Source organism: Thalassotalea eurytherma, from assembly GCF_030161415.1.
GTDB classification, from domain to species: Bacteria; Pseudomonadota; Gammaproteobacteria; order Enterobacterales; family Alteromonadaceae; genus Thalassotalea_G; species Thalassotalea_G eurytherma.
The window spans coordinates 145752-163987 of sequence record NZ_BSSU01000010.1 but is presented as its reverse complement, the minus strand read 5'-3'; the positions used below and the strand labels follow the sequence as shown (position 1 = coordinate 163987).

General features: G+C 39.8%; 18 protein-coding genes. 7 read left to right on the top strand and 11 right to left on the bottom strand.

Annotated features, from left to right (window positions below):
- Positions 1–5: 5 nt before the first annotated feature.
- The gene (locus tag QQK02_RS11165) at positions 6–1271 is read left to right on the top strand and encodes an inorganic phosphate transporter (RefSeq protein ID WP_284208107.1); all 1266 of its coding nucleotides are present in this window, start codon (positions 6–8) and stop codon (positions 1269–1271) included.
- 64 nt (positions 1272–1335) lie between these two features.
- Here QQK02_RS11165 and QQK02_RS11160 read toward each other — a convergent pair whose 3' ends face one another.
- Positions 1336–1617 (bottom strand): peptidylprolyl isomerase, encoded by a 282-nt coding sequence (locus QQK02_RS11160; protein ID WP_284208106.1) that lies wholly within the window; start codon positions 1615–1617, stop codon positions 1336–1338.
- Positions 1618–1801: 184 nt separating this feature from the next.
- Here QQK02_RS11160 and QQK02_RS11155 point away from each other — a divergent pair, with 184 nt between their 5' ends.
- From QQK02_RS11155 to QQK02_RS11140, 4 genes are all read left to right on the top strand, one after another.
- Complete coding sequence (locus QQK02_RS11155) at positions 1802–2701, top strand: hydrogen peroxide-inducible genes activator (protein WP_284208105.1); 900 nt, start codon at positions 1802–1804, stop codon at positions 2699–2701.
- A 72-nt stretch (positions 2702–2773) separates the two neighbouring features.
- Positions 2774–3325 (top strand): RNA polymerase sigma factor, encoded by a 552-nt coding sequence (locus QQK02_RS11150; protein ID WP_284208104.1) that lies wholly within the window; start codon positions 2774–2776, stop codon positions 3323–3325.
- Positions 3315–3935: a hypothetical protein gene (locus QQK02_RS11145; protein ID WP_284208103.1), complete on the top strand. Its 621-nt coding sequence runs from the start codon at positions 3315–3317 to the stop codon at positions 3933–3935. Before QQK02_RS11150 ends, QQK02_RS11145 begins: the two co-directional genes overlap by 11 nt.
- A 13-nt stretch (positions 3936–3948) precedes the next feature.
- The gene (locus QQK02_RS11140) at positions 3949–4854 is read left to right on the top strand and encodes a hypothetical protein (protein WP_284208102.1); all 906 of its coding nucleotides are present in this window, start codon (positions 3949–3951) and stop codon (positions 4852–4854) included.
- Positions 4855–5088: 234 nt separating this feature from the next.
- Here QQK02_RS11140 and QQK02_RS11135 read toward each other — a convergent pair whose 3' ends face one another.
- The 5 genes from QQK02_RS11135 to QQK02_RS11115 form a co-directional block, all read right to left on the bottom strand.
- Positions 5089–5490: a hypothetical protein gene (locus tag QQK02_RS11135; protein ID WP_284208101.1), complete on the bottom strand. Its 402-nt coding sequence runs from the start codon at positions 5488–5490 to the stop codon at positions 5089–5091.
- A 193-nt stretch (positions 5491–5683) separates the two neighbouring features.
- Positions 5684–7846, bottom strand: a complete 2163-nt coding sequence (locus QQK02_RS11130; protein ID WP_284208100.1) for a malate synthase G — start codon at positions 7844–7846, stop codon at positions 5684–5686.
- A gap of 380 nt (positions 7847–8226) precedes the next feature.
- A complete protein-coding gene (locus QQK02_RS11125; RefSeq protein WP_284208099.1) occupies positions 8227–8919 on the bottom strand; it encodes an LrgB family protein in 693 nt (230 codons plus the stop codon).
- A 4-nt stretch (positions 8920–8923) separates the two neighbouring features.
- Positions 8924–9301 carry a CidA/LrgA family protein gene (locus QQK02_RS11120; RefSeq protein ID WP_284208098.1) on the bottom strand — a complete coding sequence of 126 codons (378 nt, stop codon included), beginning with the start codon at positions 9299–9301 and terminating at the stop codon, positions 8924–8926.
- Positions 9288–10226 (bottom strand): LysR family transcriptional regulator, encoded by a 939-nt coding sequence (locus tag QQK02_RS11115; RefSeq protein ID WP_284208097.1) that lies wholly within the window; start codon positions 10224–10226, stop codon positions 9288–9290. The genes QQK02_RS11120 and QQK02_RS11115 overlap by 14 nt, the downstream gene beginning before the upstream one ends.
- 310 nt (positions 10227–10536) lie before the next feature.
- On the opposite strand from QQK02_RS11115, the gene QQK02_RS11110 reads away from it, so the two are divergent.
- Together QQK02_RS11110 and QQK02_RS11105 are read left to right on the top strand one after the other, a co-directional pair.
- On the top strand, positions 10537–12129 hold the full coding sequence (locus tag QQK02_RS11110; protein ID WP_284208096.1) for an isocitrate lyase: 1593 nt from the start codon (positions 10537–10539) through the stop codon (positions 12127–12129).
- Between the two features lie 165 nt (positions 12130–12294).
- Positions 12295–12714, top strand: a complete 420-nt coding sequence (locus QQK02_RS11105) for a hypothetical protein (protein WP_284208095.1) — start codon at positions 12295–12297, stop codon at positions 12712–12714.
- A 60-nt stretch (positions 12715–12774) separates the two neighbouring features.
- Here QQK02_RS11105 and QQK02_RS11100 read toward each other — a convergent pair whose 3' ends face one another.
- The 5 genes from QQK02_RS11100 to epd all read right to left on the bottom strand — a co-directional run bounded on the left by QQK02_RS11100 (position 12775) and on the right by epd (position 18190).
- On the bottom strand, positions 12775–13551 hold the full coding sequence (locus tag QQK02_RS11100) for a DUF481 domain-containing protein (RefSeq protein ID WP_284208094.1): 777 nt from the start codon (positions 13549–13551) through the stop codon (positions 12775–12777).
- Entirely contained in the window at positions 13541–14371 is an 831-nt protein-coding gene (locus QQK02_RS11095; RefSeq protein ID WP_284208093.1) for a mechanosensitive ion channel family protein, read from the bottom strand. The genes QQK02_RS11100 and QQK02_RS11095 overlap by 11 nt, the downstream gene beginning before the upstream one ends.
- A gap of 243 nt (positions 14372–14614) precedes the next feature.
- Complete coding sequence (gene fba, locus QQK02_RS11090) at positions 14615–15679, bottom strand: class II fructose-bisphosphate aldolase (protein WP_284208092.1); 1065 nt, start codon at positions 15677–15679, stop codon at positions 14615–14617.
- A 280-nt stretch (positions 15680–15959) separates the two neighbouring features.
- Positions 15960–17141, bottom strand: coding sequence for a phosphoglycerate kinase (locus QQK02_RS11085; RefSeq protein ID WP_284208091.1), 1182 nt, complete (start codon positions 17139–17141; stop codon positions 15960–15962).
- Positions 17142–17179: 38 nt separating this feature from the next.
- Complete coding sequence (gene epd / locus QQK02_RS11080; RefSeq protein WP_284208090.1) at positions 17180–18190, bottom strand: erythrose-4-phosphate dehydrogenase; 1011 nt, start codon at positions 18188–18190, stop codon at positions 17180–17182.
- Positions 18191–18236: the final 46 nt, after the last annotated feature.

The window sequence follows — 18236 nt, the reverse complement described above, 5'->3', positions numbered from 1 at the left end:
TAACAATGGAAATTATCTCAAATTACGGTGACACGTTAGTCATCCTTGCTGCTCTTGTCGGATTTTTCATGGCATGGGGTATTGGTGCTAATGACGTAGCTAATGCTATGGGTACGTCAGTTGGCTCGAAAGCTTTAACGATTAAGCAAGCAATTATTATTGCTATGATTTTTGAATTTGCAGGTGCATACCTTGCTGGTGGTGAGGTTACTTCAACGATTCGTAAAGGGATCATTGATGCAAGCTACTTTGCCAATACACCAGAGTTATTAGTCTTTGGTATGATTTCAGCATTGTTTGCTGCTGCAACGTGGTTATTAATTGCTTCAGCACTAGGCTGGCCTGTATCTACAACACACTCAATTGTTGGTGCAATAATTGGCTTCGCGGCAATTGGTGTAAGCACAGATACGGTTGAATGGGCAAAAGTTGGTGGTATTGTAGGTAGCTGGGTAGTTACGCCTCTTATTTCAGGTATTATTGCCTTCATTATTTTTAATAGTGCGCAAAAGTTAATTTTTGACACTGAAAACCCATATAAACAAGCACGACGTTATGTACCTGTTTACATGTTTATGGCGGGTTTTGTCTTATCATTAGTGACGATTAAAAAAGGTCTTAAGCACGTTGGTTTAGAGCTAGGTACGGCTGAAGGTTATATGTGGGCAGTTATCGTTGCATTAGTTGTTGCGTTAATCGGTAAAGTGTTTATTGCTCGTATCAAGTTTGATGAGTCAGCTGAGAAGAAGCACCACTATGCGAACGTAGAGAAAGTGTTTGCTATCTTAATGGTTGTAACAGCTTGTTGTATGGCGTTTGCACATGGCTCAAATGACGTCGCTAATGCGATTGGTCCATTGGCTGCCGTTGAAGGTATCGTGTCTAACAATGGTGAAATTGCTAAGAAAACAGCATTAGCTTGGTGGATATTACCACTTGGCGGTTTAGGTATTGTTGCCGGTCTTGCGCTATTTGGTCATCGTGTAATGGCAACTATAGGTAAAGGTATTACTCACCTAACGCCTAGCCGTGGTTTTGCTGCTGAATTAGCTGCTGCATGTACTGTAGTTATTGCCTCTGGTACTGGTTTACCTATATCTACTACTCAAACGCTTGTAGGTGCAGTGTTAGGTGTAGGTATGGCACGCGGTATTGCTGCGATTAACCTAGGTGTCGTGCGAAATATCGTAATATCTTGGGTTATTACCTTACCAGCGGGTGCTGGTATGTCGATTATCTTCTTCTGGATGCTGACTAGTTACTTTAGCTAAGCATTAGCAGAAATAAAAAAGCCAATCGTAAGATTGGCTTTTTTTTATCAAAATTTCACTGGATTTACTCGCTACGAGCCGTAACTTCAATTAAGTGATAACCGAATTGCGTTTTTACAGGTCCTTGAACTTGGTTTAATGGACTACTAAAAACGACGTCTTCAAACTCTTTTACCATCTGACCTTTGCCAAACGACCCTAAAGCTCCGCCTTGCATTTTAGATGGACACTGAGAATGCTTTTTTGCAACTTCTGCGAAGTCTTCACCATTCTCGATGTTTGCTTTTAATTCGATACTTTGTGCTTCTGAATCAACTAAGATATGTCTTGCTGATGCTCTTACCATTCTATTTACCTTACGACTTATTGGTACAACGCGTTCCCAATATACTTAATTGGTCAACCAATTATCAACAACTTTTTGGATTATTTTTAACTATGTATTAAATTGATAGATTTATAATTTGTTGTTATATAAAGCTTTAATCTATAATTGATTAATTCATCAATTTTGATAGGTTTTATAGATTATGGAATTGCCAAGCCTTAAGCACTTATCTTACCTCGTTGCCTTGCATCAGCATCAGCATTTTCATCGAGCAGCTAAAGCCTGCTTTATTAGTCAATCAACGCTAAGTAGCGCGATTTTAAAACTCGAAGAGCAACTTAACTGCCAATTACTAGAACGTGACCATAAAACCTTTAGCTTTACCGTGACAGGTGAAGAAGTTGTGAGTAAAGCGCAGCAACTCATTGTACAAGCTAAAGAGTTGAAACAGTTTGCCCAATATCAAGGGCAAGTCGGTTGTGGCACTGTGTCTATCGGCTGTATTCCCACCATCGCGCCATATCTCTTAAGTGATTTCAGTTTGTCATGTCAGGACGAATTACCTGATCTCGAATTGTTTTTTATCGAGGATACGACTGAAAACCTATTGCTTAAGCTCGCAGACGGCAGTATTGATATTGCTTTACTTGCGTTACCGATCGATGGCCATAACTTCAGAACAAAAGTGTTAGGCAAAGACCCTTTTTATATTGCTGGCGATGATGCGCTAGTAGAACAGTTCCTAAAGACGCAAGACTACCAGCAAGTGCCTGAAGCTAGCGTTTTTCTTTTGAGTAAAGAGCACTGCTTAACTGAGCATGCTTTGTCAGCTTGTCAATTAGGTGATCAAAGTCGTATCCACAAATTCTCATCGTCAAGCTTGGCTACTCTTGTTGAGATGACAGCCTTTCATCATGGTTTTACGTTTCTTCCTAAAATGGCGGTTGATCAAGGCATTGGCATTAGACAGGGCTTGTCGATTAAACGCTTACCAGATGATATGTATCGCGAAATTGGTATGCTTTGGCGTGATACTTCTTTGCGTCAATCTACCTTTTTAAAGCTGGGACAAGTCGTCTCCGATTGTTTATCTGAAAAATAATTAAAATATTTTCAAACTTTTTGCTACGAGTAAGCCACTTGTATATTAAAGAAAATAAAAATAGGAACTTAAGTGTTTGAGCGAAGTGATAACACACTTATAAAACATGCGCTAAAGGGCAAGTCACGGGCATGGAATACGTTAGTGAAAAGGTATGAAAAGCCGATATATCACTACGCCTTGCGTATGGTTAGCCATCAAGATGACGCGCTTGATTTGATGCAGGATATTTTTATTGCTGTTTATCGAAATTTGGCAAGCTTTCGAGGCGAAAGCCCATTTAAGGGCTGGCTGTTTAAAATTGCACATTACCGGTGTATTGAATATTACCGTCGGAAAAAACCAACGTTGTCGTTAGATGAAAGCCCAGCGTTAGATAACCGAGCAGTGGACGATTGTCACGTAGAGGCACTTTTCGATGATTTCAAATCTCAGCGGCTATTCGTAGCGATGCAGCAACTTCCCGTCAACCAAAAGCTTGTTGTCGAGATGAAGTTTTTTCAACAATTTACGTTTGATGAGATTGCGTCACAGTTAGGGATCTCAACTAACACAGTGAAGTCTAGAGTTTATAGCGCGCTAGATAAGCTGAAATTAACACTCGAGGTGGATTATGAAACATAGTGATCATGAGGTTAATAACCCGCTATTGGAATGTCGTCATGATAGTGATGACTATAGCCAAGCACGCCAACAAACTGCAGAGCAATTAGATGGCATGAGAAGCGAGATGAACACATTGGAAGTGCCTCATTGGGACAAAGGGAAAGTATTAGGGCAAGCAAAAAGTAACGCCACCCGAGAGTTTAGCTTTTTACCTTGGTTATCAATGAGTTTCTCGATTGTTGCGATATGCATGGTCGTATTGAATGTGAATATTCAAAGCTCAGAACAAGGAATCACGATAGCGCTTGGTGACAACAATAAGGCGATATCGCCGGTGGCAGTCGAAGCCATTGTTGAAGAGCGGTTAAAGCAGTATCAATCCGACAATGAGTTGAAACTTGCACAGTTTGTGATGCAGATGCAAGAGCAGCAAAACCAAAGCAATTTAAAACTCGCTACCTATTTACTTGATAGTGCGAGAACAGAACGACAACAAGATATTAGCGATGTGTTTTTACATTTTAATGATCAACTCGCTGAGCAACAAAGTCGACAAAATATTCAACTTCAACAGCTTGAACAAGCGGTGAAGTTTCAAAAAGCAAGTTTAATCAACACACGTTTATAGCGTATGGGAGACGATGATGAAAAAATATTTTAGTGTATTAGCTACGCTTCTTATAACTAATGTGAGTCATGCTGGCGTTGATATGGATGCCATGCACAAGCAATTAAATATTATGAATAACATATTTAAAACATCGCTTAATGAAATAGAAAATAACGGTAAATTTCGTGTTTCAGACGTCGATAGTTTATACCTTGCAGGGCAGGGGGTTGTTTTTACAGTAAGTTCAGGTGGCCACTTTACCCATTGGTCTGGTGATAATTTCACCTTTATTACTGCTCCTCCTGCGCCGTTTGCACCTGTGATTGAACAGGAAATTATTGGTGACGTTGATGTCGATGAAATTGTCATCCGTACGATGGAAGCGCAAACTCATCAATATGAAAGTGCGATGGAGGCCATGGAGCATGCAAGGGAGCTTGCCAGAGAACTTAGAGATGAACAACGCGACGTAACTTACGAGTTACGAGATATAGAGCGAGAGTTGAGAGATAAAAAGTATCAAGAAAAACGTGTTGTATCAGACAAAGAAGCAGCCAAAGAGATCAAAATAGAAATCAAAGCGCTTGAAAAAGAAAAACAATCTTTAATAGAGCAAAAGAAAGTGCTTACTGAGAAGAATAGAAAGCAAGATAAGGCGTTAAAAGAAAAAAAAGCAAAACAGCAAGCGCAGCGTGTTGAATATAACAAGCAGTTACATGCGCAGTTTAGTGACTCGTTATGCTCATATGGTAATAGCCTAAAGGCATTACCTAAGACTGAAAAAGTGAGCCTGGTCATTAAGCGAGGCGGTGAAACGGTCAATAGGCGTACACTAGATAAAGTTATTATTTTTAATAAATCAGACGTTTTACAATGTGTTATTGACAATATAGACGCCAAACAATTACTTTCAAAAGCAACGCACTATAGTTTTTAACGATTAGTTTACTTGTAATTCGCTAGCTGCCTAGCAAAGCAGTTAGCGACTTGTTGTTATTGATTCATTTGATAATAGAAACCATGTGGCAATCCCGGATATAGCTATACCAACAAACAGGTGAGGGTAGGTGTTGTTCAACAGATTTTGCCGAAGCTAAAGCGATTATAGTAGCTGTTTTATCAAGGCAAAAACGTTAATAAATGTCGTGTAAATGTATCCGTTTAATTCAGGTTAGTTACAGGTTTTCGTTGGTAATTTTACGCTTTCTTTTGCGACAGGTTTATTGTCACTTTTGAACCACGAAAACAATAAATGGAGGTTGTCATTAAAGCGGGTGAAAAACGTAAATATTTTGCTACCTTTGTTTTTAACAAGCGACTTGGTAGGTATGTACTCTTGGTTTGAGCTTGTAATAACCGGTGAATAAGACACATTAACGTTCTTATATGCCTCTACTTGTAACGATACTTTGCCTGCTAGAGAAGGATATACATGTTTAACTGGCTGGTTGTTTGCCATCGCAGAAGGTATTGTATTTTTAATTTCTTGAGCCGCAGTACTCACAGAAAAGCTTGCAAGGCAAGATAAAGAAAAAACGATCACTGCAGGAAAAAATTTGTTAACGGTACTCATAGTTTGCTCCAAGGCAGAATCTGCATAGTTTAAACACTGTACAAGTTATTTGTTACAAAAATGTTAAGCTAGTTACGTCATAACTATAGGGAGCTTTTAAGTCATCAACCACCAAATTGGGATAAAGTGCCGACATTTTAAGATTAATGGCAAATAAAAGGGAGGTTAACCTCCCTAATTTACTAGCTGTGGCTTATATTGCCTTTTTTTGTTGTCTAAATTGATGAAGTAAAGGCTCAGTGTAACCACTAGGTTGACTTTTTCCTTCAAATATTAGAGCGCTGGCGGCTAAAAAAGCAATACTGCTTTCGACGTTAATTGCCATAGGCTGGTAGTGAGGGTCATGTAGATTTTGCTCATCTACAACTTTTGCCATTTTTTCTAGGCTTGCTTGAACCTGCTCTTTACTACAAATGTTATGCGCTAGCCAATTAGCAATATGTTGACTAGAAATGCGCAATGTAGCTCTATCTTCCATTAGCCCTACGTTATTGATATCGGGGACTTTAGAGCAGCCTACACCTTGGTCTATCCAGCGAACAACATAACCTAAAATACCTTGAGCATTATTATCTAGTTCGCTTTCTATTTCTTGTATCGTCCAGCTCGTATCATCAGCAAGCGGAATATTTAGCATGTCGTCAGGGTTAATAGGTGTGCGCGTAGAGAGTAATTGCTGCTGTTTAACGACATTTACCTGATGATAGTGCAATGCATGTAATGTTGCTGCCGTTGGCGATGGCACCCAAGCCGTGTTTGCACCTGATTTTGGATGGCCTATTTTTACATCCATCATGGTAGCCATATCATCAGGAACCGGCCACATTCCTTTACCAATTTGGGCCCGTTGGCTAAAGCCGCACGATAGCCCAATATCAACGTTGTTTTGCTCGTATGCACTGATCCACTTAGTAAGCTTTATATCGTTCTTACGTGTCATCGGGCCTGCTAACATCGATGTATGGATCTCATCACCCGTTCTGTCTAAAAAACCTGTATTGATAAAAACCACACGCTCGCGGGCTTGGTAGATACATTGTTTCAAGTTAACACTGGTTCTGCGCTCTTCATCCATAATACCCATTTTAATGGTATTACGAGGTAACCCGAGTACGTTTTCAACGGCGTTAAACAACCGATTAGCAAAGTTAACTTCGTCTGGACCATGCATTTTAGGTTTTACAATATAAATAGAACCTTCCGTTGAGTTTCCACCTTGCGCTGGTCCTTGTAAATCATGCATAGCGATTAATGAGGTGATCATCGCATCCATAATACCTTCAAATACTTCATTACCGCTATCGTCAACAATAGCTGGATTCGTCATCAAGTGACCAACATTTCGAACGAACATCAAGCTTCTGCCCTTTAATGTTGCCGTTTGATCAGAAGGTGTCGTGAAGGTTTTGTCGGTATTCATTGAGCGTGTGAATGTAGATCCACTTTTTTCTATAGTCTCGGTAAGGTTAGCTTGCATTAAACCTAACCAGTTTTTATAGGCAATAACTTTATCTTCAGCATCAACGGCAGCAACAGAGTCTTCACAATCCATAATGGTTGTTAATGCTGACTCAAGGGTAATATCACTCATATGAGCGCTATCAGACTTCCCTATTGGAGAAGTTGCATCAAAGCAAAGCTCGATATGTAAACCGTTATGTTGGAAAATTAATGAGGAAGGCGCTGCTTTGTCGCCAGTGTAACCAAGCCACTGAGTTTGGTCATCTAACAAGGTTTGCTCGCCATTCACGAGTGTTAATACAAGTTGGCTATTTTCAATGCTATATTGTTGCACTGTTTCATGATTAGCATTAACGAGTGGTAAGGATTCATTCAACCACTGCTTAGCATAAGCGATAACTTTTTGGCCACGTACCGGGTTATAGCCACCAACTTTTTCCGCGCCATTGTCTTCATCTATAATATTACTGCCATAAAGTGCGTCGTATAAACTACCCCAACGTGCATTTACCGCGTTCAACGCAAAACGCGCATTCATGATGGGCACCACCAACTGTGGTCCAGCCAATTGTGCAATTTCTTTGTCAACATTGCTTGTTGATATTTGAAAGTCGTCTACCGGTGCAGTCAAGTAACCAATGCCTTGTAAAAACTGCTTATAGCTTGCTAAGTCAAAGGTGGGGTTTTCTAAATGCCAGTTATCTATTTGGCTTTGCAGTGATTCACGTTTTGCTAATAATTCACGGTTTTCACGAGAGAACTGCGTGTTTATTTCAGAAAAACCTTGCCAGAACTGTTCGGCTGATACGGGCAGGCCAGGTAGTACAGTGTTGTTAATGAACTCATGTAATTGTTCATCAATCGATAAGTTGGCAATAGAAATACGAGAAGACATAACTACCTCTGAAAGTTTTTACTTTTACATACAAATATGTAGTGAATGTAAGAGGAATCTAGCAACGACGCAAGTAGGTCTAGCGCAAGAATCAGTACAAAAACACCAACAACCTTCAATGAGTGAATTTTTGTTTGTTTGTTAGTTATTGATTTAAAACGTTAAAGTTATATTTTTTGAATGTGGTAGGTGCTCATTATTTAAAGTTATTGCTCTAAATGATAGTTGGTATTGATTTAGTGAATATTGTTTTGGTTTTTGTTTTGTTTTGGTTATAGTTGTTTTTTCTGATGTCGGCAATATCTATCGTGATATCAAGCATATCATTAGTATTTATAGTGGTAGTAGAGCCCTTGTATAGCTATAGACTTATTTTATGACTAGCTAAAGAAGGGAATAATAAGCGGGCTAATTAATGCTGTAATTACGGCTGAAACTACTAACGCGAGTGAACTATATGCGCCGTGTTCGTAGCTTAATTTACTTACCGTTGCGGTGCCTAGCGCGTGACTAGCGCAACCAATTGCTAAGCCTTGGGCTTGCGGATCGTTAATACCAAAGCGTTTTAAAAGTGGTAATCCCCAAATGGCACCTACAATGCCGGCGATAATAATAGATACAGCGGTGATGGCCGCAATACCGCCGAGTTGCTCTGTTAATGCTAGCCCTATTGGTGTCGTTACTGATTTTAAAGACACAGACACCGCAATGTCATAGCGTTCAAGCAACCAAATCGTCATCATCATATTAATCAGCATGATTAGGCTAATACCGCTCGAAAGAATAATAAAAATACCTTTCAAGTGACCTTTGATGGTATGGAGTTGTTGGTAGAGCACAAAGCCAAGCGCCACGATAGCGGGTTCAAGTAGTTGAGTGAAAATTTGAGTATCTTGGTAGTAACGTTGATAGCTAATGTCGTTTAACGAAAGTATAGGTATGAGCACAAGTAGGCTCATCATCATCGGGTTTAGCCAAATGAGTTTAAGCTTGTTTTGCATAACAACAAACAGGTGATAAGTAACGATTGTAAGTAAAATATAGAAAATAAAATCGATAGGGTGGGCAAGCATGTTTTTACCTATCAACGAGTGCTTTTTGTTTATTTAATTGCCTTTGATAAAGCAACCCTATTACCAGTAATAACGTCATTGTGGATAGAATAACGAGTAAGGTAAGTACAAGGCCAAACTCAGCGATTAAAGCTTCGTGTTCCATAATACCAACACCGGCAGGCACAAAACACACGCCCATGTGCTTAATGATCCAATCAACACTTGCTTGTAATTTATGGGGATTAACAAGCTCTGCTTGCAAGCCAAAGGTAAGTAATAACATGCCGTAAAGTGCGGCAGGTAAAAAGTCGAAGACAGCATTTATTCCATAGCCTAGTGCTAAGCTCGCGGTTATCACGAGCGCACTATAAGCATGGTTTAAAAAGCTAGCTTTGTTCATTCGCCGCTTCCATTACCAGGTGCCTGAACCAAATATGGCTAGCATCATGGTGTAACAAAGGACTCCAGATCATTTTTAACTCAATATCAGGGATTTCAAATGGTGGCTTTAATACGGTAAAGTTTGCATCATCTTTATGTAGCATGGCTGCTTTTGTCGGCAGTGTGGCAACGAGCTCATCTTCATACGCAAGTTGCATGGCAACATGGTAATTACGTGTGAATACCTTAATGTCACGCTTTTTACCCAACCTAGCCAATGCCTCATCTACCCAACCCAGTTTTTGCACATCTTTTGGGTCCATACCAACACCGACACCAAAACCAGTCTTTGATACCCAAACATGCTTAGCTGATAGGTAGGTATTTAGATTGAACTTAGAAACTACGGGATTATCCGCACTGAGCAAACACGAGAAGGTGTCTCGCCAAATGGTTTTTTGGTGAAAAGATTGCGGCAATTCATCAAAGCGGTTTATTGCCATATCTATTTTACCCGCTTCAACATCGTGGAATGTCACATCACTAGGCGTCATAATATCGATCGTGATATTCGGCGCTTTTTTGTTGATCTTTTTTAATAAAGCAGGCAGCAATGTTGAAGCTGCATAATCACTTGCCATGATGCGAAAGACACGTTGAGAGTGTTGCTCGTTGAATTCTTCTTCGCCTTGTAATGCTTCTTCTAGTTCCAATAATATTTTACGAATGGCTGGTGCTAGCGCTCTGGCGCGCTCAGTCGGGACCATGCCGTCAGACGTTCGCACTAAAATAGGGTCGTTAAACAAATTGCGTAGGCGCTTTAAACCATTACTCATTGCCGGTTGTGTAATATTTAACTGGCTAGCAGCCTTGGTAACGTTTTTCTCTCGCAATAAAACGTCTAGGTAAATAAGTAGGTTTAAATCAATTTTAGATATATTCATAATAAAAATGTTTTTCTAATAATTTATAAGTCATCTTCATACTCACTATAGTGCTAATCATCCTTTTTATACAAACCTTTTTATCAAATTAGAACTAATACTTTAGTTTTAATTTGCTTTTATCTATTTTAACTTGTTGTTTTTGTGCGTTTAAATTTTCAAAGGTAATAGAGTTAAAACTCTATTATAAGTTTTGTGAATGGTGGTAATCGCTGTAATATATTTCAGTTATTAGTGTTTTGGGTATTAGTATTTATGTCGTTCCCAGTGAAAACTTTTATTAATACTTTAGAAAACTTAAGGAAACGCTATGTCGACCTATACAAACGAAATTGATAATGCAGCATCATTAATTGCTACTCAAAATGAAGGCTGGAATGCTATCTCTGCAGAATCTGTTGCTCGCATGCGCCTTCAAAACCGCTTTAAAACGGGATTAGATATTGCTAAGTATACAGCAAAAATCATGCGTCAAGACATGGACAACTACGATGCTGATCCTAGCAAGTACACGCAATCGTTAGGTTGTTGGCATGGCTTTATCGGTCAACAAAAAATGATTTCAATTAAGAAGCATTTTGAAAATACTGATCGCCGTTACCTTTACCTATCAGGTTGGATGGTAGCAGCATTGCGCTCAGAGTTTGGTCCGTTACCTGACCAATCAATGCACGAAAAAACATCAGTCGCTAGTTTAATTGAAGAACTTTATACGTTCTTACGTCAAGCCGATGCGCGTGAACTAGGTGGTTACTATCGTGAGATTGATGCAGCGCGTAAAGCTGGCGATGAGGCTACAGCTACTTCAGTACAGAATAAAATTGATAACCATGTAACACATGTTGTACCAATTATTGCTGATATCGATGCAGGTTTTGGTAACGCAGAAGCAACTTACTTACTTGCTAAGAAAATGATTGAAGCCGGTGCTTGTTGTATCCAATTAGAAAACCAAGTATCAGATGAAAAGCAATGTGGTCACCAAGACGGTAAGGTTACTGTTCCTCATGAAGACTTCTTAGCTAAAATTCGTGCTGTTCGTTATGCATTCTTAGAGCTTGGCGTTGATGACGGTGTGATTGTTGCTCGTACTGACTCTTTAGGTGCTGGTTTAACAAAACAAATTGCTGTAACGAAAGAACCAGGTGATTTAGGTGACCAATACAATAGCTTCCTAGATTGTGAAGAAGTTGCACCTGCTGATTTAAGCAATGGCGATGTTGTCCTTAACCGCGATGGTAAGTTACTACGACCTAAACGTTTACCAAGCAACTTGTTCCAGTTTAAGCAAGGTACAGGTGAAGCACGTTGTGTACTTGATAGCATTACGTCATTACAAAACGGTGCTGACTTACTTTGGATTGAAACTGAAAAGCCTCATATCGGACAAATTGGTGGTATGGTTAATGAGATTCGTAAAGTTATTCCTAACGCGAAGCTTGTTTACAATAACTCTCCGTCATTCAACTGGACGTTGAACTTCCGTCAGCAAGTATTTGATGCATGGACTGAGGAAGGTAAAGATTTATCAGCTTACGATCGTAACAACTTAATGAGCGCAGAATATGATGAATCAGAGTTAAGTGTTGAAGCGGATAACCGTATTCGTACGTTCCAAGCCGATGCTGCGCGTGAAGCAGGTATCTTCCATCACTTAATTACTTTACCAACTTATCATACGGCTGCTTTATCAACGGATAACTTAGCTAAAGAGTACTTTGGTGACCAAGGTATGCTAGGTTATGTTAAAGGTGTACAACGTAAAGAAATTCGCCAAGGCATTGCGTGTGTTAAACATCAAAATATGGCAGGCTCAGACATGGGTGATGACCATAAAGAATACTTTGCTGGTGAAGCGGCGCTTAAAGCGGCTGGTGAAGACAATACGATGAACCAGTTTTAATTTTATAAAATAACCAGTTCATTAATAAACGGCTAGAGGTAACTCTAGCCGTTTTTTTATACTTATATCATTGAAGCCGATTCTATTGTGTTGTGTTTACATTGCATTCTAGACTATTCAACGCTAGATTTTGATCATGGCTTAGACGTTTTACATGGCGTTGATATGAAGTTTGATCAACATGGTGGCTATAAAATATGGCGCCACAATAAGGTGATTTATGCTGAACTTTCAGGCACATGGAATAAGGAAGCAGCAATAAACTACGCTAAGGAGCTTAAAGCGCTTGCTAGTGAATACACTGATACTTGGGGGCATTATGTATGCTTTGACCGTTGGGAGCTGTGTAGCGCTGATGTTTTCGATATTGTTCAATCACTGGTAGATTGGTGTGTTGATAACGGTTTAAGAAGAGCTGCGCAAGTATATAGCCATTCAGCAATTAAAGAGCAGGTCATTAGTAAAATGGTCGTTGAAGAGTTAGGGCAATTTAAACGTGCTGTATTTGACGATAAGGAACAGGCTGCGAATTGGTTAACGGAGCAGGGCTACAAAGTGACATTTTTTGAGTCATCAGGTAATTAAAAAAAGCGATGAGTTTCTCCATCGCTTTTTCATCAAACAGTGCGCTAGATAAAGGTTTAGCTAAAAGCTATAAACAATTGTTACAGCAGTTTCAGTGTCTGTTTTCTTCGTACCCGTTTCAACGACAGAGTTATGATCGATATTTAAAGAAAACTTTAATTGTAATGTTTCTATAAGCTTCGTTGTTACAGATGTTTCACTACGGTAAACACTGTTTTCACCACTCTTAGTTGCATATTTGGCAGCTAAGTATTGTCTAAATTCAACATGCTCGTTGATTTTATGCAAGTACAAGCCTGACGCCTGCACAATGAATGCATCTTTAGTTTCTTCTGGCATCGTACTCGTTGCCATGAGAACATCGCGTTTGAAACCCGGACCGATATCGGCATCAAAGCTTGAAACTTCATCACTATACCAACGACGACCCCAACCAGCAGAGACAGAAGATTGGTTTTCAAAACCACTAAATCTATCTTGCTTGTAGTCTGCACTACCGTACACATAGTTAGAGTGCGCTTCGTTAATTGTGTAGTTAGTCTTTGCAGCAACATCCCATGTTTGGTCTGAAGTTACCCAGCTATCTTCACCATTTTCATCTTCGACTTCTGCTTTTTTAGCAAGCAGGTTTATCGCCAAAGAGTTACGCCATAAGGCTTGATCATAGCGAAGTTGAACACCTGCTTTGATATCTGCGCTGTTGGTATTACCTGTTTTTAACAGAAAGCCAAGTTCCATAGCTGTTGTTAATTCAGGTTCTTTCTTTTCAGGGCCATCCTGGGCTAGTGCGAAAAATGGCACTAGTGCTAGTGCCAAAGCATTTATCTTAGTTTTCATTGCTACTCTCGTTATTCACCTGCACAGATAGATGAGGGTATGGAATTTCAATTCCAGCTTCATCAAGTGCAACTTTTATGTTTTCTAGTAAATCAAAATATACTGGCCAGTAATCGCCAGATTTAACCCAAGGACGAACCACGATATTAACTGAACTATCTGCTAGTTCGCTGACACCTATTGTTACGTCCTGATCTTTTAACACGCGTTCGTCTTTGCTTACAACGTCAGCAAGAATTTGGCGAGTTTGTGCTAAGTTAGCGTCATAACTTACACCGATAACAAGGTCTATACGACGTGTCGGCTTAGCTGAATAGTTTGTAATCGTGCCGCCAGTAATTGCACCATTAGGAATAATTACTGTCTTGTTATCGCCTGTGCGTAGCTTAGTTGAGAAGATTAATACTTCTTCAACGATACCCGCAACGCCACTTACTTCAACGAAATCGCCAGCTTTAAATGGGCGGAAAGAAATAAGTAGTACACCTGAAGCAAAGTTAGAAAGTGAACCTTGTAGCGCTAAACCAATCGCTAAACCAGCAGCACCTACAATTGCGACTAGTGATGAGGTGTTGAAGCCTAAGTGGGAAATGGCAACGATCAGCGTTAATGTGAAGGCTAAGCCGTAAACTAAGCTTTCAACAAAAGATATAACCGTTTTATCAACTTGTTTGTGGCTTAATACTTTTGCAACACCGCGACTAACTAAGCGAGACAGAAGTTTACCAACAAAAACGATAATAATGGCAACCGCTAGTTTGATGCCAAAATTAATTAATAAGTCTTGGTTTTCAGATAACCAATTTACTACTGTATCCATGTGCACTCTCCGGTTTTTATTTTAGAGTTTTGTAATTCCATTGCGCTTACAACGTGCGCTAGGGCTATTATATATATATTTATTATTAAGGCTATACCTTTAACTGCTAATGGTTATAAGCTGTTAACATTTTTAACAAAATTTATATATAAAAAAAGAGGCTTCAGCCTCTTTTTTTAATCTTGCCACATGTTAACAAATAATTAACCCGTTTTCTATCGAGCGGTGCCCGCTGATAAAATGTTATTTGATTAATGCGTTTAGCTCACCACTTTCATAGCGGGTAAACATATTATCTAAAGAAATAGGTTTGATTTTGCTCGCATTGCCAGCAGCGCCAAACGCTTCATAACGGTCAACACAAATATCCGTCATCGCTTTGGTCGTTTCTGCTAAAAATTTACGCGGGTCGAATTCGCTAGGGTTATGCGCTAGGAATCGACGTGTAGCACCAGTAGATGCTAAACGTAAGTCTGTATCAATATTTACCTTACGAACACCATTCTTAATACCTTCTTGAATTTGCTCAACTGGTACACCGTAGGTTTCAGGGATGTTGCCACCGTATTCATTGATAACAGCTAACCAATCTTGCGGAACCGAAGAAGAACCGTGCATCACTAGGTGTGTATTAGGAATACGTGCATGAATCGCTTTAATACGGTCAATTGCTAAAATGTCACCTGTTGGTGGACGAGTGAACTTATATGCGCCATGTGAAGTACCACAAGCAATAGCTAATGCGTCAACTTGAGTTTTTTGAACAAAGTCAGCGGCTTCTTCTGGATCGGTTAACATTTGATCTAAGGTTAACTTACCCGCAGCGCCAATGCCGTCTTCTTCTCCTGCTTCACCTGTTTCGAGTGAGCCTAAACAGCCTAATTCGCCTTCAACTGAAACACCACAAGCGTGAGCCATTTCAACTGTTCTGCGTGTTACATCAACATTGTACTCGTAGCTTGATGGAGTCTTGCCATCATCCATTAAAGAGCCGTCCATCATCACCGATGAAAAGCCTAATTGAATAGAGCGTTGACACACACTTGGCGATGTACCGTGATCTTGGTGCATAACAACTGGAATGTGGGGGAATTCTTCAATTGCTGCTAAAATAAGGTGACGCAGAAAAGGCGCGCCTGCGTATTTTCTTGCACCCGCCGAGCCTTGCAATATTACTGGGCTGTTGGTTTTGTCAGCGGCGATCATGATCGCACGAACTTGCTCTAAGTTGTTTACGTTAAATGCTGGAATGCCGTATCCGTTTTCAGCTGCGTGATCTAGCATCTGACGCATTGAAACTAAAGCCATTTTAAACTCCTACTCGTACACTTTTAGTGGTGAATTAGCGTTGATAATTAAGCAACGTGTAATTAAATGTAATTGCCTTTGAAAGTTTTCATTTTTCGGCGCGAATTGTAACAGAGTGACCAACTAAATAAAGGTAATTTAGGATAAAAGACGGAAGTTTTATTAGATGTAAAATCTTGTTCGGTATATAACGAAAAAACGCTAATAAAAATGATGAAATCATTCAATTAGCGCTTTTTATGATAAAAGTTTACACCGTATAAAACGGCTTACTTTATTTTTATACTTGTTTGGCTCTTTCTTCAAGTATAGCTACAGCTGGTAGCTTTTTACCTTCTAAAAACTCTAGGAAGGCACCACCGCCAGTGGAGATATAAGATACTTTATCTGCAATGTTGTATTTATCAACAGCTGCTAATGTATCACCGCCACCTGCGATAGAAAATGCTTTTGAATTCGCAATCGCTTGAGCAATCGCTTCTGTACCTTTACCAAACTGATCAAATTCGAATACGCCAACAGGGCCATTCCAAACAATAGTGCCGGCATTTTCTAATATGCTAGCAAGTGCTTTTGCAGAGTCTGGACCAATGTCAAAAATCATGTCTTCGTCACTTACGTCAGCAACATTTTTTAATGTTGCAACCGCTGATTCTGAAAACTCTGTGCCAACAACAACATCTGTTGGAACAGGGATATCACCGCCGTTGTTTTGTGCTTGTTTCGTTAAGCGTTGAGCTTCTGCAACTAAATCTTGTTCGTAAAGCGATTTACCTACGCCATGGCCTTGAGCGGCAATAAAGGTATTAGCAATACCACCACCAACAACTAATTGATCTACGATGCCAGCCAAAGAATCAAGTACGGTAAGCTTTGTTGATACTTTTGAACCACCTACAATCGCTACGAGAGGGCGAGCAGGGTTATCTAATGCTTTACCTAAAGCGTCTAATTCAGCTGCAAGTAATGGACCTGCGCAAGCTGTTGGTGCAAATTTAGCAACGCCGTGTGTACTTGCCTGTGCTCTATGTGCGGTGCCAAAGGCATCCATAACAAATACGTCACATAAGCTCGCTAACTGCTTAGCTAAACCTTCATCGTTTTTCTTTTCACCTACGTTAAAGCGAATGTTTTCAAAAACAACTAATTCACCAGCGCCAACCTCAACACCGTCAAGGTATTCAGTGACTAGACGAACAGGGTAGTTAAGTGCTGCGGCAAGGTAGTCAACAACTGGTTGTAAAGAAAACTCAGCATTAAATTCACCCTCAGTAGGGCGACCTAAATGTGACATTACCATCACTTTTGCACCAGATTCTAAGGCTAATTTAAGGGTAGGTAATGCTGCTTTTAAGCGAGCATCTGAAGTGATTTTACCGCCTTTTACTGGCACATTTAAATCTTCACGGATTAAAACGCGTTGATTGGCAAGTGCTAAATCACTCATTTTGATTACTGACATGATTAACTCCGTTTGAACAAAAGTGTAATAATAAAAATTTATACTTTAGCCATGGCTAAAGCTGTATCTAACATTCTATTGGCAAAGCCCCATTCGTTGTCACACCACACTAGCATTTTAACTAAACGCTTGTGACTAACACGTGTTTGATTGCCATCGACAATACAGGAATGAGGGTCATGATTAAAGTCGATAGAAACTAAAGGCTCTTCTGTGTATCCCAAAATACCTGAAAGACCATTGCCTGTTGCTTTAACGATTGCTTGATTAATATCTTCTATAGCAACATCGGTATTTACCGTAACGCTCAAATCCATCGCTGTTACATTAATGGTAGGAACACGCACAGCAATGGCTTCAAATCGGCCAGCAAACTTAGGTAAAATTCGCTCAATACCTAATGCAAGTTTGGTATCAACAGGAATAATGGATTGGCTCGCTGCTCGAGTTCTGCGTAAATCGCTATGGTAGGCGTCAATGACTTGTTGATCATGCATTGACGAATGAATCGTTGTAATCGTGCCACTTTCAACACCAAAAGCATCATCAATTGCTTTGATCACCGGCACAATACAATTGGTTGTGCAGGAGCCATTTGAAACAAGGGTATGTTCAGGCAATAAGCTATCTTGATTAATGCCATAAATGACGGTGTTATCTATGTCTTTAGCCACAGGTTGTGAAAACAGTACTTTTTTGGCACCTTGTTTTAGGTGGCCTTCACCATCTTCTCGGGTGTTATATACGCCTGAACATTCTAGTACGATATCAACATTGTGCTCAGCCCATTCAAGCGCGTTTAAGCTTTTGTGGTGACTAATATTGATTTCATGATCATTGATAAACAACTGGCGTTGATTGTGTCTCACTTCAAAAGGGAAGCGGCCATGGGTACTGTCGTACTTTAATAGATGTGCAATACCTTCTATGTCAGCCAGTTCATTGATGGCAACGATATTGATTTGATGTTGGCGGTTGGTTTCAAAGATTGCTCGTAGCACGCTACGCCCAATTCTACCTAACCCATTTATGGCTATATTTACCGACATAACTCTCTTACATGAAATAAACGCCGAACTATTTGTTCGGCGCTTT

Bases quoted from the DNA above. Each gene is read 5' to 3' on its own strand.
- QQK02_RS11125 (WP_284208099.1), bottom strand. From the start codon at position 8,919: ATGCTTGCCCACCCTATCGATTTTATTTTCTATATTTTACTTACAATC.
- QQK02_RS11165 (WP_284208107.1), top strand. From the start codon at position 6: ATGGAAATTATCTCAAATTACGGTGACACGTTAGTCATCCTTGCTGCT.
- QQK02_RS11130 (WP_284208100.1), bottom strand. From the start codon at position 7,846: ATGTCTTCTCGTATTTCTATTGCCAACTTATCGATTGATGAACAATTA.
- QQK02_RS11145 (WP_284208103.1), top strand. From the start codon at position 3,315: ATGAAACATAGTGATCATGAGGTTAATAACCCGCTATTGGAATGTCGT.
- QQK02_RS11105 (WP_284208095.1), top strand. From the start codon at position 12,295: ATGAAGTTTGATCAACATGGTGGCTATAAAATATGGCGCCACAATAAG.
- fba (WP_284208092.1), bottom strand. From the start codon at position 15,679: ATGGCTTTAGTTTCAATGCGTCAGATGCTAGATCACGCAGCTGAAAAC.
- epd (WP_284208090.1), bottom strand. From the start codon at position 18,190: ATGTCGGTAAATATAGCCATAAATGGGTTAGGTAGAATTGGGCGTAGC.
- QQK02_RS11140 (WP_284208102.1), top strand. From the start codon at position 3,949: ATGATGAAAAAATATTTTAGTGTATTAGCTACGCTTCTTATAACTAAT.
- QQK02_RS11115 (WP_284208097.1), bottom strand. From the start codon at position 10,226: ATGAATATATCTAAAATTGATTTAAACCTACTTATTTACCTAGACGTT.
- QQK02_RS11085 (WP_284208091.1), bottom strand. From the start codon at position 17,141: ATGTCAGTAATCAAAATGAGTGATTTAGCACTTGCCAATCAACGCGTT.
- QQK02_RS11155 (WP_284208105.1), top strand. From the start codon at position 1,802: ATGGAATTGCCAAGCCTTAAGCACTTATCTTACCTCGTTGCCTTGCAT.
- QQK02_RS11135 (WP_284208101.1), bottom strand. From the start codon at position 5,490: ATGAGTACCGTTAACAAATTTTTTCCTGCAGTGATCGTTTTTTCTTTA.
- QQK02_RS11120 (WP_284208098.1), bottom strand. From the start codon at position 9,301: ATGAACAAAGCTAGCTTTTTAAACCATGCTTATAGTGCGCTCGTGATA.
- QQK02_RS11110 (WP_284208096.1), top strand. From the start codon at position 10,537: ATGTCGACCTATACAAACGAAATTGATAATGCAGCATCATTAATTGCT.
- QQK02_RS11095 (WP_284208093.1), bottom strand. From the start codon at position 14,371: ATGGATACAGTAGTAAATTGGTTATCTGAAAACCAAGACTTATTAATT.
- QQK02_RS11160 (WP_284208106.1), bottom strand. From the start codon at position 1,617: ATGGTAAGAGCATCAGCAAGACATATCTTAGTTGATTCAGAAGCACAA.
- QQK02_RS11100 (WP_284208094.1), bottom strand. From the start codon at position 13,551: ATGAAAACTAAGATAAATGCTTTGGCACTAGCACTAGTGCCATTTTTC.